This window comes from Curtobacterium luteum, from assembly GCF_001475545.1.
Lineage (GTDB): Bacteria > Actinomycetota > Actinomycetes > Actinomycetales > Microbacteriaceae > Curtobacterium > Curtobacterium luteum_A.
The window spans coordinates 49,588-65,723 of record NZ_LDQC01000043.1 but is presented as its reverse complement, the minus strand read 5'-3'; the positions used below and the strand labels follow the sequence as shown (position 1 = coordinate 65,723).

The following is a 16,136-nucleotide window of genomic DNA, read 5'->3' as shown; positions in this document are numbered from 1 at the left end:
CCCTTTCTATGCGTCGGCGGCGTCATAGGTGGATAAGGACGGGGCATCGCGTACGTCACGCATTCCGGGCCGGGGATCGTGGTCCGGTTGCGGGGTGGTGGCGCCCGGGTGGTCACGGTCCCCGACGCCGAGCGCGGTGCGGCGGCCCTCGGCGCGCTCACGGCGCGGTCGTCGGCCTGAGCAGGAGCGCTGAGCACAGGGAGCGCCCCGCCGGAAGGGGGTCGGCGGGGCGTTCCGGTCCTGGCGGACGCCGGTCAGCGCTTGACGGCGTCGATCTTCAGCATCTCGGCGATCACCGAGTCGAGCTCGCTGTCGTCGAAGACCTGCTTCCAGTCCTCCTTGATGAGCTTCTCGCGGCCGTAACCCATCGCGATGTGGCACGCGTCCGAGAACGGGTTCGAGCCACGCAGGCCGTTCGTGAGGGCGATCCAGGTGTGGCCGTAGAGCATCGCCCGCGCGGCCTCGCGGGGTACGCCGACGCCCGTGACGGTCTCCTCGAGCGCGTCGTTGAGGAAGTCGCCGATCATGCAGGCGATGGTCTCGACGAGGGTCGGCTCGAGCACGGCGAGCTGTCCGTTGGGGTGCTCTCGTGCACTCCCACGACGACGACCCCACGACCGAACCCGATGCCCGCTCCTGGTGGGAGGCGCGGTACGCCGAACGCGACGGCGTCTGGTCAGGCCGGGTGAACGCCGTGCTCGCCTCGGTCGCGACGGAGCTCCCGGCCGGTCGAGCGCTCGACCTCGGTTGCGGTGAGGGCGGCGACGTCGTGTGGCTCGCCGAGCGCGGATGGTCGGTGGTCGGGGTCGACCTGTCGGTGACCGCGGAGACCCGGGCATCGGCGGCGGCCGTCGCAGCCGGGGTCGATGAGAGCACCGCCTTCGTCGCGGCGGACCTGGCCACGTGGGACACCGGCGCGCGGTTCGACCTCGTGACGGCGTCGTTCCTGCAGTCGTGGCCGGTCGAGATCCCGCGTGCGGCGATCCTCCGCCGGGCGGCCGGGCTCGTGGCCCCCGGTGGACACCTGCTCGTCACCGCGCACGCCGCTCCCCCGCACGACGACCTCCCCGAAGAGCTCCGCGGCTACCGGTTCCCGTCGCCGTCGGAGGACCTGGCAGGGCTCGGACTGGACGACGGGTGGGAGGTCCTCGAGGCTGCCGAGCGTCCGCGTACCACGACGGCGTCCGACGGTCACGAGCACCACACGGCGGACAGCGTCGTGCTCGTCCGGCGCCGTTGAGCGCGAGCCGCGTCAGCGCGGCAGCGGCACCTCGGTGGCGAACGCCCGCACGACCCGGTCCACGACCTCCGGCGCCGGCGCGTCCCACACGTCCTGGTTGAAGATCTCGACCTCGACGTCCCCGGCCCACCCGGCCGCCGTCACCGCTGCCGTGACCGGTCCGAAGTCGACGTGCCCCTCACCCATCACCCCGCGGGACAGGAGCGGGTCGGCGGCCATGGGGGTCGTCCAGTCACACACCTGGAACGCCGCGATCCGCCCCGCGGCGCCGGCTCGAGCGACCGACGCCTCGAGCGCGGGGTCCCACCAGACGTGAAACGTGTCGACGACGACCCCGACCGCGGCGGACGGGAACGGCGCGGCGAGGTCGAGTGCCTGCGCGAGCGTCGACACCACTGCCCGGTCGGCGCAGTACATCGGGTGCAGCGGCTCGACGGCCAGCTGGACACCCGCGTCGAGGGCGTGCGGCACGAGGTCGGCGAGGGCGTCGGACACGCGGGACCGGGCGCCGACGAGGTCCTTCGAGCCGTTCGGCAGACCACCGGCGACGAGCACGAGGACGGCTGCGGACCCGGGCGCTCCCGCGGCGGCGAGGGCGGCGGTCTCGTCGATCGCCCGGCGGTTGTCGTCGAGCGCGGCGGTGCGTCGGGCCCCGTCCGGGAGCGTGAAGAACCCGCCGCGGCAGTGCGAGGACACCCGGAGGCCGGAGTCACCCACCAGGCGGACGGCGTCGTCGAGCCCAACCGCGGCGATCGGCTCCCGCCAGGTGCCGATCGCGCCGACGCCGGCCGCCGACACGACGTCGAGAGCCTCGGGGAGGGTCGCGTACTTGACGGTCGCCTGGTTGATCGAGAGCCGCGGGTGAGGCGTCGCCGTCGTCGCGACGTCCTCGGTGTCGGCGGTCATCGCGAGCCGGCCCCCGGTCGTCACGCGACCGCCCCAGTGAGGTGGGCTGCGTCGAGGGTCGACCTGTGCCTCCCGGCCGTCGACGGAGCCGACACCCCTACCAACGCGAGCAGGTCGTGCCATCGCTGCGCGGCGAGCGCCGGGTCCTCGAGGGCGCCGCACGTGTTCGCGAGCCGGACCGTCTCGGACAGGTGCGGCAGGGAGCGGCCCGCGTGCAGACCGCCGACCATCGTGAAGGCGGACTGGTGCCCGTTCAGCCAGGCGAGGAACGCGATGCCGGTCTTGTAGTGCCACACGGGTGCGCTGAAGACGTGTCGCGAGAGCGCCTCGGTCGGGCCGAGCAGGGCGCGGAACGCGGCCTCGTCGGGGAGGGCCTGCACGGCGGCGGAAGCGACGGGCCCGAGGGCTGCGAAGGCTCCGAGCAGGGCGTCCGAGTGGAGGGTGCCGTCGCCGGCGATGAGGTCCACGTAGTGGTGGTCGTCGCCGGTGAACATCCGGACGCCCTCGGGGAGGCGCGCACGGAGGTCGGTCTCGGCACGGGCGTCGAGGAGGCTCATCTTGATACCGCTGACGCGGTCGCCAGCATCGCCCATGATGTCGAGGACGGTGTCGGCAGCGCGACGGTTCGCGCTGGCTCCAGCGCCGGCTTCCGCGCCGAAATAGCCGGCGAGCGCCGGGTCGAACGCTTCGCCGAGCCAGTGCAGCACGATCGGCGCGGACGCCCGCGCGAGGACCGCCGCGTACACACGGCGGTAGGTTGCGGCGGGGTCGGTCTCGGTACGCGCGAGCCGGGCGAGGTGCCGGCTCGCCATGAGGACGACCCCGGCGCCGACGTCCTCGGCGTGGTGCAGCTGCCCGACGTAGGCGTCGACGACCTGCCGCTCCGAGACCGGTTCGTCGGGGAGGTCATCGGTGTTCACCCCGACGACGAGCCGGCCACCGACGGACTGCGCCTCACGGGCGCTGCGGGCGGTGAGCTCGCGTGTCGCCGAGGGGTCGAGGCCCATGTTCCGCTGGGCGGTGTCCATAGCGTCGGCCACGCCCAGTCCCCACGACCAGAGGTGGTGGCGGAAGGCGAGGGTGGCGTCCCAGTCGAGGTCGGCCGGTGCTCCCGGGGTGTTGTCCGCGGCGGTGCGCGGGACGACGTGCGCGGCGGCGTAAACGACCCGCTGGGTCAGCGGCGCCGTCGGCTTCGCGGCTGGCTGCGTCGCCGGGAGCGGCTCGCGGAGCGACTCCGTGGTGACGGTGCCGTCGGCGGCGAGGAGCGTCAGCCGGTCGGGACGGGCGCTCATGCGCTGACGGTCTCGGCCTGGAGGCGCGGCTCGGCCGGGGTGCGCAGGCCCAGCTCCGGCAGGTCGATGCGTCGACCCTCGTCGCTGGAGCGCAGACCAGCCTCCGCGAGCGCCACCCCCCGGGCGCCGGACAGCAGGTCGTAGCGATGCGGCCGTCCGGAGACGAGGTCGCGGACGAAGTCCTCCCACTGCGCGCGGAAGCCGTTGCCGAAGTCCTCGTCGGGGACCTCGAGCCACTGCCCGCGGTAATCGCGCTCGTCACGGAGGTCCGGGTTCCAGACCGGCTTCGGGGTGGCGGTGCGCGGCTGGATGCGGCAGCCGAAGAGCCCGACCACAGCGCTGCCGAGGGTGCCGTCGACCTGGAACTCCACGAGTTCGTCCCGGTCGACGCGGACGGCCCAGCTCGAGTTGATCTGCGCGGTGACGCCCCCGGCGAGGTCGAACACGCCGTACGCGGCGTCGTCCGCAGTCGCGGCGTAGGGACGGCCCTGCTCATCGGACCGCTGTTCGATGTGGGTCACCGCCCGGGCGTAGACGGACTCGACGCGACCGAAGAGCTGCTCGAGGACGTAGTTCCAGTGCGGGAACATGTCGACGACGATGCCGCCGCCGTCCTCCTTGCGGTAGTTCCAGCTCGGGCGCTGCGCGGCCTGCCAGTCCCCCTCGAACACCCAGTAGCCGAACTCGCCCCGGACGCTGAGGACGCGGCCGAAGAACCCGGAGTCGATCAGCCCGCGGAGCTTCCGGAGCCCGGGCAGGTAGAGCTTGTCGTGCACGACGCCGTTCGGGACCCCGGCGTCGTGGGCGGCCTGCGCGAGTTCGAGGGCCTCGGCGGAGGTCTCGGCGGTGGGCTTCTCGGTGTAGACAGCCTTCCCGGCGGCGATCGCCTTGCGGATGGCGCCGGCACGGGCGCTCGTGACGGCGAAGTCGGCGAACACGTCCCAGCGGGGGTCGGCGAGCGCCGCGTCGAGGTCGGTCGTCCAGTGCTCGAGGCCGTGCCGGGTCGCGATCTCCTCGAGCTTGGCGGCGTTGCGTCCGACGAGGAGCGGTTCGAGCTGCACGCGAGTGCCGTCGGGCATCAGCACGCCGCCCTCGTCGCGGATTGCGAGCACCGAGCGGACGAGGTGCTGGCGGTACCCCATGCGTCCCGTGACGCCGTGCATGATGATGCCGATCGTGCGTGTGGTCATCGCGTGCTCCCTTGCTCGCCGTGGCCGCCTCCATCCGTACGGAAAGCGCTTGCCAGGCAAGGTACACCACGGGATGTCCGCTCCGCAGCCCCTCGAACACGGATCGCGATGCGTCACCAGGCACGGACGTTCACCCCGAGGTTCCAGAATTCTGGGATCTCGGTGCCGTCAGCCGCGCTCCGTGGAACCTCCGCGCCGAACACGCGAAGTGTCGTGGGACCTCGACGTCCGCGCACCGGTGCAGCACGTCCATCCCTCGACAGCGATCGGCGCCGCCCCGTACCGAGAAGCGACCGCCCCGCGCCGGACTACCGGGCCGTGCTCGCGCGCAGCACGACCTCACCGTCGACGGCGCCGCCCGCGTCCGTCCCGAGCGCACGCCGGACGGCCCGCGCTCCGATCTCCTCGAGCGGGAGCCGGACGGTGCTGAGCGCCGGCACGACGTCGGCGAGCATCCGGACGTCGTCGAACCCCGCCACGCCGACGTCGACGCCGGGGACGAGTCCACGCTCCCGGATCGCGGCGACCGCCCCGACCGCCATGAGGTCCGTGACCGCGAACACGCAGCGCGGCAGCGGAGCCGCTCCCCCGGCGGCGGCGGCGAGCAGGGCCTCCATCGCCTGGTGTCCGCCATCGCGCGTGAACGCGGACGGCACGACCCACTGGTCCGGCACGCTGAGGCCGTGAGCGGCGAGCCCGGCCACGAACCCCTCGTAGCGGGCGTGCGCCGTCGCGAGGGTCGGGTCCCCGGCGAGGACGGCGAAGGAGTCGTGCCCCTGCTCGACGAGGGCACCGGCGAGCGCCGCAGCACCGCTGAGGTTGCGGATCACCAGGCCCTCGACCCCGGGGACGGACCCGCCGTCGAGGTCCGAGACGAGGGCGGCGACCCCGGCACCGCCGGCGACCAGGGCCTGCACCGCCGCTCCGGTGTCGGACGTGGCGCCGAGCCGACGGCTCACCGCGAGCACCACGGCCCGCGGGCGGAGGCCGGCGACGACCGCGAGGACGTCCTGCTCACGCGAGGCGTCCCCGCCGGTGGAGGTGATCGTCACGACGAGCCCGGCCTCGTCGGCGGCCCGGATCGCTCCGGCGGCGATCGCGGCGAAGTACGGGTCCGCGATGTCGCCGACGACGAGGGCGAGGGTCGTGGTGGTTCCGCGGGCGACGGCCTGGGCCTGCACGTTGGCGGTGTACCGGAGCTCCCGCGCGGCGGCGTGCACCCGGTCGAGCGATTCCTGTCGGACCTTCCGCGCGCTGCCGTTGAGCGCCCGCGAGGCGGTGGCGAGCGACACACCTGCGCGCTCGGCCACGTCCGCCAGGGTGACCGTGCCCCGTTCCGGCATGTCGTGCCTCCAGTCCGGACCGCGACCGCGGTCTGAGCGCGAGGATAGCGATTTCCACTGCCGCCTGCGCCGCTCGGCCGAGCAGGTCGCGTTGTCATCACATGATTTTGGAAAGCGCTTGCCAAGCTGCGCCCGCTCGTGTAGACCTGTGGCACTCGGCCGAGACCCCTGAACGCTCGCCTGCGGCACACGCCGTGGTCCCGAACGAAAGCAGTGACGATGAAGTCCTCCAAGAGCATGCTCGCCCTCGCCGGCGGCGTCGCCGCGCTCGCCCTCCTGAGCGGCTGCGCGTCCGGTGGCTCCGGCTCGAACGGCGGGAAGGTCGACCAGCTCACCTTCTGGCTGTCCACCTCCGCCGCGCAGGAGAAGGGGTACCAGGACCTCGCGGACTCCTACGAGGAGCAGACCGGAGTCACGGTCAAGATCGTGAACCTGCCGTACGACGGCCTGCAGACGAAGCTCCGCGAGTCCGCGCAGGCGAACTCGCTCCCGGACGTCGTCCGCGCCGCGGGCATCGACCCGATCTGGACCGGCAAGACGGTGGACCTGTCGTCCATCGTCGACGACGGTGCGAACAAGATCGACCAGGACATCATCGCGAAGGAGAAGGACGGCAAGATCACCTCGATCCCGTCCGACGTCACCGCGGCCGGCCTGTTCGTCAACAAGTCGTTGTTCGACAAGGCCGGGGTGTCCTACCCGACCGACCCGTCGAAGGCGTGGACGTGGGACGAGTTCCTGCAGAAGGCCGAGACGGTGAAGGCGAAGGCGGGCGCGAAGTACGACCTCGTGTTCGACTCCTCGCCGTCGCGGCTCCGGGCCTACATGTTCACCAAGGGCACCGACTTCATGCAGCAGGAGCAAGACGGGTCCTTCCCGACGAACGCGAAGATCGTGCGTGCGCTGCAGGACTTCGCGGACATGAACGACGACGAGACGATGCCGAAGTCGGTGTGGACGAGCCAGCAGGACCCGAACGCGCTGTTCAAGAGCGGGCAGGTCGTCGCGTACTTCTCCGGCGTCTGGCAGTCGTCCGACTTCGCGTCGAACATCACCGACTTCGACTGGGCGAGCGCAGCGACCCCGGCCGACCCGACGCACGCGACCGAGATCAACTACGGCGGCAACATCGTCGGGTTCGAGAACTCCGACACCCGGGGCGCCGCGGCGAAGAAGTTCATCGCCTACATGTACGAGCCGAAGAACTACGCGAAGCTCGTGACCACGAATGGCTTCCTGCCGGTCGAGTCCGGGCTGGACATCACGTACCCGTTCGAGTCGCAGGCGGCGAAGGACTCGTTCGCGCTCTACCAGAAGGAGATCGAGGCGGCAGCGCCGATCTCGAGTTCCTACGCGAAGGAGAGCGCCCGATGGGGTGTCGAGGGCAAGGAGCTCGGCACCGACCCGACGACGGCCGAGGTGGGGAAGCTCATCAACGGCCAGCAGTCGGCGAAGCAGACGCTCGAGACGATCACGAAGTACTACGAGGACCACGTCGGCTGACGGAGCGGGCCGGGCGCGTGAGCGCCCGGCTCTTCCGGATCCGGCAACCCCGCCGGGCAGCCCGGCCCGTCCGGATCCCACCCCAGACCGCGACGAACGAAGAGGACAACCGTGAGCACCCAGACCGCCGTCCCCCGCGCGGTGCCGTCCAGCGACACCGTCCGACCCCCCGGCCCCCGCACCCGCAGCCGACGCTCCGGCGTCCGGAAGCCCCTGCTGGCACCGATCGCCTTCGTCAGCGTCAACGTCGTCCTGTTCGCGGTGTTCTTCGTCTGGCCGGCCGTCATCGGCCTCGGCTACTCGTTCACCGACTACAACGGCGTCGTCTCCCCGGACTTCATCGGCCTGCAGAACTACGTCGAGCTGTTCCAGGACGACACCTTCTACGCCGCGCTCGTCCGCACCCTGCTCTACGCCGTGGTCGCGGTCCCCCTCGGGTTCGTGCTGTCGTTGTCGATGGCACTCATGCTCACGAGCCCCGCCGCCAAGGGCCGGAGCGTCGCCCGCATCGTGTTCTTCGTCCCGTGGCTGATCTCCCCGATCGTCACCGGCGTCATCTGGCGGTGGATGTTCGGCGAGAACTTCGGTCTCGCCAACTTCGTCATCGAGTCACTCGGCGGCAAGGCCGTGCCGTGGCAGTCGAACGCGGACCTCTCGCTGCTCGTAGTGGTCTTCGCGAGTGCGTGGGCGGGGTCGGCGTTCAACATGCTGCTGTTCGTCGCCGCGATCCGGAACGTCCCGCAGTCCTACTACGAGGCAGCCGCCCTCGACGGCGCCGGCGCGTGGCACCAGTTCCGGTACATCACGCTCCCGAGCATCGCGCCGACGTCGTTCATCGTCGTGCTGCTGTCGTCCCTCGGTGCGTTCAAGGAGTTCGCGACGATCCAGGCCCTCAACGGCGGCGGCCCGGGAACGGACAACAACCTGCTCGTGCAGTACATCTACACGAACGGGTTCCAGAACGCCCACATCGGCTACGCCTCGGCGGCGTCGATGGTCCTCATGCTCATCCTCATGGCCATCGCGCTGATCCAGCTGGCCCTGAACCGTCGGACGGAGAAGCGCCGATGACCACGACCCTGCCCGGCGCCGGTGCACCCGGTGCCGCGAACCCGGATGCGACCCGCCCCGACGGCGGCGACGCGACCCGTTCTGTGACGACCGCGGACGCGCGAGCCGCCCGACGGGCTGCCCGGAGTGCCGCGAAGCGCCGCTCGACCCGCGGCGGACTCGACCGCGTGCCGAAGCCCAAGGCCATCGCGGTCAGCGCGCTGCTCTGGGTCTTCATCATCGGCTTCGGCTTCCCGGTGCTCTGGTTCGTCCTCAGCGCGTTCAAGCCCGGCGGCGAGCTGTTCTCGTACCCGCTGACGCTCTTCCCGGAGCAGTGGTCCGTGTCCGGCTTCGTCGAGGCGTGGCAGAGCTTCGACTTCGCCCGCTACTTCGGCAACACCATCGTCGTCGCGCTCGTCACCACCGTGCTCACGGTCCTCGCGAGCGCCGCCACCGGCTACGCCCTGGCGAAGTACGACAACCGGTGGCTCAAGGTGTTCTTCGTGTGCATCCTCGCGACGACCATGCTCCCCACCGAGGTCATCCTCGCGCCGACGTTCATCGTCATCCGTGACCTCGGCATGTACGACTCCCTCGCGGGCATCATCGTGCCGTCGGTCATCACCGCGACAGGCATCTTCATGTTCCGGCAGTTCTTCCTCACTGTCCCGGACGACCTCGTCGAGGCCGCACGGATCGACGGTGCGAGCGAGTTCGGGATCTTCTTCCGGATCATGCTGCCGATCTCCCGGCCGATCATGCTGACCCTCGCGATCTTCTCGTTCCAGTGGCGGTGGAACGACTACATCTGGCCCCTGCTGGTCCTCAACGACCCGCACCAGTTCACGATCCAGATCGCCCTGCAGAGCATCGTCGGCGCCGAGAACGTCAACTGGACCGTGCTCCTCGGTGCCTCGGTGATCTCGATCCTGCCGCTGCTGCTCATCTACCTGGTGTTCCAGAAGTACGTGAACGGCGCGGACCTCAACGCAGGGCTCAAGGACTGATGGGGTTCCTCGACGCGGTCCGCCCCGCCGCCGAGGCCGAGCTCGCCGGGTGGCGCGCGACGCCGAGTGACCCGGCGGCGCTGTCGCACCGCGAGCTGATGGCGCGTGCCCTCGCCTTCGTGGGTGCCCGGGTCCGGCACGAGCGGCCGGGAGGCACGGATCGTCTCCCCGACGACGACCTCGCCACCGCGCACGGGTACGTCCGGCACCTCGCAACGCTGCAGTCGCCCGGCGGGACGTTCGTCGGTGGCGACAACGTGCTCTCGCCGCCGGACTCCGCGTTCACCGTGAACGATGTGTGCGACGCCCTCGAGTTGCTCGCGCCGCTGCGCGACGCCGACGCTGCCGCCGAAGCCATCGCCGTCGACCTCGACCGGATCGTCGAACGGGCGACGCCGGCGCTCCTGGCCGGGGGTGTGCACACGCCGAACCACCGGTGGGAGATCAGCGCGGCCCTCGCGCGCATCCACCGCCTGCACCCGTCGGACGCCCTCGTCGAGCGCATCCACGAGTGGCTGGCCGAGGGGCCGGACATCGACGCCGACGGCTTGTGGTCGGAGCGGAGCCCGAACTACGCCGCCGCGGTCTCCTGCCCCTCGTTCCTCGTGCTCGCCGAGGTCCTCGACCGACCGGCGCTCCTCGACCCGGTCCGCCGGGCGCTCGACGCCACCCTCGCGCTGCTGCTCCGCGACGACACCGTCGAGACCGTGCAGTCCCGGCGACAGGACCAGTCCGAGCCGTTCGGGATCGGCCCGTTCGCGCCGCTGCTCTGGCACGTCGCGGTGCTCGACCAGCGCGGCGACCTCGCCGCGGTCGCTGCCCGCGCGGCCGTCGCGCCGATGTGGCAGCCCGCGGTCACGGCGGCGCGGGCGATGACCGACCCGCTGCTCGCCGAGCCGCTCCCGTCGCCCACGCCGCTCCTCCTCGGCACCACCGTGTTCCGGGACGCCCGGCTCGTCCACGTCCGCGAGGCGCACCGGGACGTGGTGCTCTTCGCCGGTTCCGACGTCCCGGCGCAGGGACACGTGCGGTCCGGCCTCGCGAACAGCCCCACCTTCCTCCGCGTGCTCTCGGGCGACGCCGTGCTCTCCGACGTCCGGCTCTCGCGGGAGTTCTTCGGGCTCGGACCGTTCCGACCCACCACGCTGGAGGCGCTCGGTGGCGGCCGGTGGCGGCTCAGCGAGACCGTGTCCGCCGGGTACCACCAGCCACTCGCCTCCGCGGACCGCCGGCCGGACGGGGACTACGCCCTCGCCGACGAGGGCCGGTTCTCCGGCTCCATGGCCTTCGGGTCCCGCGCCGCCGACACGGTGTCGCTCCGCACCGTGGTCACGATCGCCGTCGAGCCCGAGCGGGTGGTCCTCGACCTCGAGACCGACGGCGCAGACGTACCGTGGTCACTCCAGCTCACCTTCCGCGACGGGGGTACGGTGACCGGTGTGAGCACCGACGCCGCCACCGGGGAGACCGTGCTCGTCGCGGGCACAGGCACCCACGCTGCCGGGGAGTCGACGATCACCTTCGGACCGGGCTCCGGCACCGGGTACGCACAGCCGGCGTTCTACGCACCCGGTCAGGACTACGCCTTCCTCGGCGGTACCGACCGCCCGGAGGGGCAGCACGTCCACGTCACGGGCCGCGCGCCCGGACGTGCGCGCATCGTCATCGGCACGCCGGTCCCGGCCGGTGCCGGGGCCGCCGTCTCCGGCGTCGCGACGACCGACGTCACCACCGCCGCGGTCCGGTGAACGTGACGGACGGCGGACCGCAGCCGGCGGGACGGACCGGTGACGGGCCTCCCGGCATCGTCCTCGTCGGCGCACGCGGGTACGGACTGCACCACCGCGCGACCATCGACCGGATGGTCGCAGCAGGCCGGTGCGTCCTGACCGCGGTCGTCGACCCGACCCTCGGGACGGACACCGACGGCGGCGTGCCCGTCGTCACGGACGTCACCGCTGCCCGCGCACACGGCGCCGTCGACGTCGTCGTGGTCGCCGCGCCGATCGGCGCGCACCTCCCGCTCGCACTGGCCGCACTCGAGGCCGGCGCCGACGTCCTGCTCGAGAAGCCGCCCGTCACGACCCGCGCCGCCCTCGCGGAACTGCTCGACGCCGAACGCCGCACCGGCCGGGTCGTGCAGGTCGGGTTCCAGAGCCTCGGCTCGGCCGCGCTCCCGGCGCTCCGTGACGGATCGGTCGTCGGGCCGGTGCGGTCGGCCGCCGCGGTCGGGACGTGGACGCGTGACCAGGCCTACTGGTCGCGGTCGGGTTGGGCCGGCAGACGACGCGTGGCCGGTGTCGACGTCCTCGACGGGGTCGTGACGAACCCGCTCGCGCACGCCGTCGCGACCGCACTGGCACTCGTCGGGTGTCGTCGCGCCGACGAGGTCGCCCGGGTCGAGGTCGAGCTGTACCGCGCGAACGCCATCGAGGGCGACGACACGTCGACCGTCCGGGTCACGACGACCGCAGGGCGCGAGGCCACCGCTGCCCTCACCCTCTGCGCGCCGGCCGAGGTGTTGCCCACGGTCCGTGTCACAGGTGCGACGGGGCGAGCCGTCCTCGGTTACACGACCGACGAGGTCACGGTGGACGGCACGACCACGACCCACGAGCGGACCGAGCTCCTCGAGAACCTGCTCGGCCACCGGGCGAGCGGAGCGCCGCTCCTCGTGCCGCTCGCCTCCACGGGGGCGTTCGTCGAGGTGCTCGAGGCCGTCCGCGCCGCCAAACCGGTGCAGATCGACCACCCCTGGGTCGCGTGGGAGGGCGAGGGGCCGGCTCGCCGACCGCTCGTCGCCGACGTCGAGGCGATCGTCGACCGGGCGGCCGACCGGCTCGCGCTGTTCTCCGAGGTCGGGGCTCCGTGGGCGCACACGGCGCACGACGAGGTGCTCGCGACGCTCCGGGTCGACGGTGCCCCGGTCGCGACGGTCGTCGACGGCTCGGGGACCATCCCGACGTCGTCGCCGAGGCCCTACCTCCACCCTGTCCGCACCCGCGCCGGTGTGACGGTGTCGGCGCACCACCCCGGCGACCACGACTGGCACTGCGGCCTCGGGTTCGCGATCCCCGACCTCGACGGCGTGAACTGCTGGGGCGGCCGGACGTACGTGCACGGCGACGGGTACGTGTGGCGGGACGACCACGGCCGCGTCGAGGTCGTGCACGCCGAACAGCGGCCCGGCTGGCTCGCGCAGGAGCTCGTCTGGCGGGGGCCCGACGGCGGCGTCGTCCTGCACGAGGACCGGGTCCTGACCTGGGCTGCGCAGGAGGACGGCTGGACGCTCGACTGGTCGTCGTCGTTCCGCGCACCGGGATCCTTCCCCGTCCGGCTCGGTGGTCCCGGCTCGAACGGGCGCGTCGGCGCCGGGTACGGCGGCTTCTTCTGGCGGTTCCCGCCGTGCGACCCGGTGTCCGTCCGGACCGCCGAGGCCGTCGGCGAAGCAGCCGTGCACGGCTCCGTCGCACCGTGGGTCGAGTGGGCCGCGGACTTCGACGGCGGACCGGCGACGATCCGGGTCACCGCGCTCGACCACCACGACCCGTGGTTCGTCCGCGTCGCCGAGTACCCCGCGATCGGATCGGCGCTCGCCTGGCGCTCCCCCGTCACCGTCCGGCCGGACGTGCCGCTGGTGCGGTCGTTCCGCGCGTCGGTCCGCGACGGACGCTGATCGGGCACGACCGGGCGCGGTCGTGGCGGTACGGTCGTGTGATGACCGAAGCGCAGTGGGAACACGCCGTCGCCGAGATCTGGGCGGCGGATCTCGACGACGAACAGCTCGTGTCGCGGATGACGTCACTCGCATCCGCTGCGCCGCACCCGGCACTCGCGGCCTTCGAACTCGGTGGCGCGTACGACTCCACCGGTCACGAAGCTGAGGCCGACGAGCAGTACGCCGCAGCGACGTCATCGGGCCTCGCCGAGGTCGACCCCGACCGTGCCGCGCGGATGGTGGTGCAGCACGCCTCGACCCTCCGGAACCTCGGCCGGGTCGACGAGGCGATCACGATGCTCCGGGACGCACCCGAGCACCCGGCGACGGGGGCCGCGCCGAAGGTCTTCCTCGCGCTCGCGCTGCACAGCGCCGGACGCGTGGACGAGGCGCTGCGGGTGGCGATCGAGGCCGTCGAACCGACGCTCCCCCGCTACCACCGGTCGGTCCGGGCGTACGCGGCGGCCCTCACCGACTGAGCGGGGTCAGCGGGGGCGGTCGAGGGGCAGCGCGTCACTCGTCGTCCGCAGGGACTCCTGGCGCAGTTCGAGCTGTGCGACGGCGAGCGCCGCGAGGTCGCGCAGGTTCGCCAGGTCCGACTCGGTCGCCTCGCGCGGCTTCGCGTCGAGCACCGCGAGGGTCCCGATCGTCGTGCCGTCGTGCTTCACGAGCGGGACGCTCACGAAGAACCGGATGCCGAGCGGCCCGGTGACGAGCGGACTCTCCCGCATCTCCGGGTGGGTGGCGCCGTCGGGGATGACGACGGGTTCGGGCACCGGTGCGAAGCCGTTGCGGAAGCTGATCTTCCGCGCGGACGGGTCGACGCCGTCGGCGATCCAGGACTGGGACCACTCCCGGTCCTCGTCGAGCACCTCGACGAGCGCGATGGGCGCGTCGAAGAGCCGGGCTGCCATCGCGGTGGTGCGGTGCAGGGCCTCTTCGGGGAGTTCGTCGAGCGTGGCCGGCCGGTCGGTCGGGTGCGCCGGTGCTGCTGCAGCGTGCGCGCCGGACGACGGGATGGCTGCCGGCGCCGGCCCGGCGTCGGACGGGGGCTGGGTGCACTGGTCGTGCGTGCCGTCGGGCGTGAGCTGCGTGACGGGGGCGGTGGGGGCCTCCAGACCGTCCGGGTCGACCACGTGGTCGGGTGCCGACGTGTCCGCGATGACGACGTCGCGGAGCATCGCGACGAGCTCGGATCCGAGCGGGCGGGCGGCCGGGTCCTGCGCGGTCATCGCGCGGAGCGCGGTCTTCCAGTGCTCGGGGAGCGGCTCGGGGACGACGGGGTCGCGGGACAGCCGGGCGATCGCCGACTCGACGACGGAGCCGGGGAACTCGCGTCGGCGCGTGAAGCACTGCAGGAGGACGAGGCCGAGCGAGTAGACATCGCTCGCCGGTCCGACCTCGCCGCCGCGGGCCTGCTCGGGGCTGAGGTAGGCGGCGGTGCCGGTCGTGACACCGTCGGCGGTGAGGCGTTCGGCGCCCTCGGCGATCGCGATGCCGAAGTCGGTGAGCCGGGCGCGGGCCCGGTCGGCGTCGTGGCCGTAGTCGACGAGCAGGATGTTCGACGGCTTGATGTCACGGTGGACGACCCCGTGTGCATGGATGTAGTGGAGCGCCTCGGCCATGTCGAACCCGACCTCGGCGATGTGCCGGACGGCGAGGGGGCCGACCTTGAGGCGCGCCTCGAGGTCCTGTCCGACGACGAGGGACATCACGAGGAAGCGCTGCTGCGCACCTTCGGCGTTGGTGAGGACACCGGCGTCGAGGAGGCCGACGAGGTTGTGGTGTTCGAGCGAGGCGAGCACCCCGAGTTCGGCGTCCTGCCGGGCGATGTCGACCGATCCGGAGTGGAACACCTTGACGGCGACCGGTCGACGCAAGACCTCGTCGGTCGCCCGGTAGACGACGGACATGCCGCCCTGACCGATCACCCCTTCGACCCGGTACCGACCGTCGAGGAGCGGCGCTGCGTCGTCGTGCGTCATGGGGTCCTCGTGCTCGGTGGGTCTGACGTTGCATCCTCCCATCCGGAGCGACGGTCTGCCCGGAACGCTCCGCGCGGCTTCGCGCAGCGGACCGTGCCACGGCCCGCGCGGCTTCGCGCAGCGGGCCGTGCCGCGGCCCGCTCGACTTCGCGCGGCGGGCCGTTCCGCGGCCGGTGCGGCGTAGCATCGCGGCATCGCAGGTCCGACGAGGGAGTCGCCATGCCCGCACGGTTCGTGTACTGGATGAACGTGTCCGTCGACGGCTTCATCGAGCGGGCGCCCGGTGAGCACGACGGCCCGGACGGCCCGGAGTGGGTGAGCATCGACGAGGAGTTGCACCGCGAGTTCAACCAGCGCGCCGCGGCGATGACGCTCGCGGTCGAGGGCCGGGTGGTGCGGGACCTGATGGACCCGTACTGGCCGGACGCCCGGGCCGACGAGTCCTTGACCGAAGTCGAGCGCGAGTACGGCGAGATCTGGACCGCGCAGCCGAAGGTCCTCGTCTCGCGGACCCGGACCACCGCCGACCACGACACCCGCGTGATCGGCTCGGACGGCCGGGCGATCGAGGAGCTCGCCCGCATCCGGCAGGAGACCGAGGGCGACGTCGGGGTCGGTGGGGCGGACCTCGCGTCCCAGCTCTTCGACGCGGGGCTGATCGACGAGCTGATGCTCTTCACACACCCCGCGGTGCTCGGGGGCGGACGGCCGCTGCTCGACCCGCCGCGGTCCGGCGAGCGGGCGCCGTCGCGGCTCGCGCTGCTCGAGGAGCAGCGGTTCACGAACGGTGTCGTGTTGCGGCGGTGGGACGTGTTGCGTGGGTCGTGACATGTCGTACACAACGCGCTGGTGTCCGCTCGGCGGGTTGCGTTATCGTGGTCGCGAACACGGAGGGGGTCCGC

General features: G+C 72.3%; 13 protein-coding genes and 1 pseudogene. 8 read left to right on the top strand and 6 right to left on the bottom strand.

Annotation, left to right across the window (positions count from 1 at the left end; genetic code table 11):
- Window positions 1–254 precede the first annotated feature (254 nt).
- A pseudogene (locus NS184_RS08410) lies at window positions 255–572 on the bottom strand (phosphogluconate dehydrogenase C-terminal domain-containing protein); the annotation flags it as partial.
- Window positions 573–589: 17 nt separating this feature from the next.
- Here NS184_RS08410 and NS184_RS08405 point away from each other — a divergent pair.
- Complete coding sequence (locus NS184_RS08405; protein WP_058725658.1) at window positions 590–1,240, top strand: class I SAM-dependent methyltransferase; 651 nt, start codon at window positions 590–592, stop codon at window positions 1,238–1,240.
- A gap of 12 nt (window positions 1,241–1,252) precedes the next feature.
- Here NS184_RS08405 and NS184_RS08400 read toward each other — a convergent pair whose 3' ends face one another.
- The 4 genes from NS184_RS08400 to NS184_RS08385 all read right to left on the bottom strand — a co-directional run bounded on the left by NS184_RS08400 (window position 1,253) and on the right by NS184_RS08385 (window position 5,938).
- On the bottom strand, window positions 1,253–2,146 hold the full coding sequence (locus tag NS184_RS08400; RefSeq protein WP_058725673.1) for a sugar phosphate isomerase/epimerase family protein: 894 nt from the start codon (window positions 2,144–2,146) through the stop codon (window positions 1,253–1,255).
- A 20-nt stretch (window positions 2,147–2,166) separates the two neighbouring features.
- Window positions 2,167–3,438 (bottom strand): DUF993 family protein, encoded by a 1,272-nt coding sequence (locus NS184_RS08395; RefSeq protein ID WP_058725657.1) that lies wholly within the window; start codon window positions 3,436–3,438, stop codon window positions 2,167–2,169.
- A complete protein-coding gene (locus NS184_RS08390; RefSeq protein ID WP_058725656.1) occupies window positions 3,435–4,628 on the bottom strand; it encodes a Gfo/Idh/MocA family protein in 1,194 nt (397 codons plus the stop codon). Before NS184_RS08390 ends, NS184_RS08395 begins: the two co-directional genes overlap by 4 nt.
- Window positions 4,629–4,936: 308 nt before the next feature.
- Window positions 4,937–5,938 carry a LacI family DNA-binding transcriptional regulator gene (locus tag NS184_RS08385; RefSeq protein ID WP_242863005.1) on the bottom strand — a complete coding sequence of 334 codons (1,002 nt, stop codon included), beginning with the start codon at window positions 5,936–5,938 and terminating at the stop codon, window positions 4,937–4,939.
- A 252-nt stretch (window positions 5,939–6,190) separates the two neighbouring features.
- Here NS184_RS08385 and NS184_RS08380 point away from each other — a divergent pair, with 252 nt between their 5' ends.
- The 6 genes from NS184_RS08380 (at window position 6,191) to NS184_RS08355 (ending at window position 13,728) form a co-directional block, all read left to right on the top strand.
- Window positions 6,191–7,474 (top strand): extracellular solute-binding protein, encoded by a 1,284-nt coding sequence (locus tag NS184_RS08380; RefSeq protein ID WP_242863004.1) that lies wholly within the window; start codon window positions 6,191–6,193, stop codon window positions 7,472–7,474.
- A gap of 111 nt (window positions 7,475–7,585) precedes the next feature.
- On the top strand, window positions 7,586–8,545 hold the full coding sequence (locus NS184_RS08375; RefSeq protein ID WP_345969008.1) for a carbohydrate ABC transporter permease: 960 nt from the start codon (window positions 7,586–7,588) through the stop codon (window positions 8,543–8,545).
- On the top strand, window positions 8,542–9,531 hold the full coding sequence (locus tag NS184_RS08370; RefSeq protein ID WP_242863003.1) for a carbohydrate ABC transporter permease: 990 nt from the start codon (window positions 8,542–8,544) through the stop codon (window positions 9,529–9,531). The genes NS184_RS08375 and NS184_RS08370 overlap by 4 nt, the downstream gene beginning before the upstream one ends.
- On the top strand, window positions 9,531–11,279 hold the full coding sequence (locus NS184_RS08365) for a hypothetical protein (protein ID WP_058725654.1): 1,749 nt from the start codon (window positions 9,531–9,533) through the stop codon (window positions 11,277–11,279). Before NS184_RS08370 ends, NS184_RS08365 begins: the two co-directional genes overlap by 1 nt.
- Before the next feature lie 113 nt (window positions 11,280–11,392).
- Entirely contained in the window at window positions 11,393–13,207 is a 1,815-nt protein-coding gene (locus tag NS184_RS08360; protein WP_242863002.1) for a DUF6807 family protein, read from the top strand.
- 41 nt (window positions 13,208–13,248) lie between these two features.
- Window positions 13,249–13,728, top strand: coding sequence for a tetratricopeptide repeat protein (locus NS184_RS08355; protein WP_058725653.1), 480 nt, complete (start codon window positions 13,249–13,251; stop codon window positions 13,726–13,728).
- Window positions 13,729–13,734: 6 nt separating this feature from the next.
- Here NS184_RS08355 and NS184_RS18305 read toward each other — a convergent pair whose 3' ends face one another.
- Entirely contained in the window at window positions 13,735–15,234 is a 1,500-nt protein-coding gene (locus NS184_RS18305) for a protein kinase domain-containing protein (protein WP_193750427.1), read from the bottom strand.
- Window positions 15,235–15,453: 219 nt separating this feature from the next.
- Here NS184_RS18305 and NS184_RS08345 point away from each other — a divergent pair, with 219 nt between their 5' ends.
- Window positions 15,454–16,062 carry a dihydrofolate reductase family protein gene (locus NS184_RS08345; protein WP_058725652.1) on the top strand — a complete coding sequence of 203 codons (609 nt, stop codon included), beginning with the start codon at window positions 15,454–15,456 and terminating at the stop codon, window positions 16,060–16,062.
- Window positions 16,063–16,136 lie beyond the last annotated feature (74 nt).

Coding starts and splice junctions, on each gene's coding strand:
- NS184_RS08400 (WP_058725673.1), bottom strand. CDS start 2,146: ATGACCGCCGACACCGAGGACGTCGCGACGACGGCGACGCCTCACCCG.
- NS184_RS08395 (WP_058725657.1), bottom strand. CDS start 3,438: ATGAGCGCCCGTCCCGACCGGCTGACGCTCCTCGCCGCCGACGGCACC.
- NS184_RS08390 (WP_058725656.1), bottom strand. CDS start 4,628: ATGACCACACGCACGATCGGCATCATCATGCACGGCGTCACGGGACGC.
- NS184_RS08380 (WP_242863004.1), top strand. CDS start 6,191: ATGAAGTCCTCCAAGAGCATGCTCGCCCTCGCCGGCGGCGTCGCCGCG.
- NS184_RS08370 (WP_242863003.1), top strand. CDS start 8,542: ATGACCACGACCCTGCCCGGCGCCGGTGCACCCGGTGCCGCGAACCCG.
- NS184_RS08365 (WP_058725654.1), top strand. CDS start 9,531: ATGGGGTTCCTCGACGCGGTCCGCCCCGCCGCCGAGGCCGAGCTCGCC.
- NS184_RS08360 (WP_242863002.1), top strand. CDS start 11,393: ATGGTCGCAGCAGGCCGGTGCGTCCTGACCGCGGTCGTCGACCCGACC.
- NS184_RS08355 (WP_058725653.1), top strand. CDS start 13,249: ATGACCGAAGCGCAGTGGGAACACGCCGTCGCCGAGATCTGGGCGGCG.
- NS184_RS18305 (WP_193750427.1), bottom strand. CDS start 15,234: ATGACGCACGACGACGCAGCGCCGCTCCTCGACGGTCGGTACCGGGTC.
- NS184_RS08345 (WP_058725652.1), top strand. CDS start 15,454: ATGCCCGCACGGTTCGTGTACTGGATGAACGTGTCCGTCGACGGCTTC.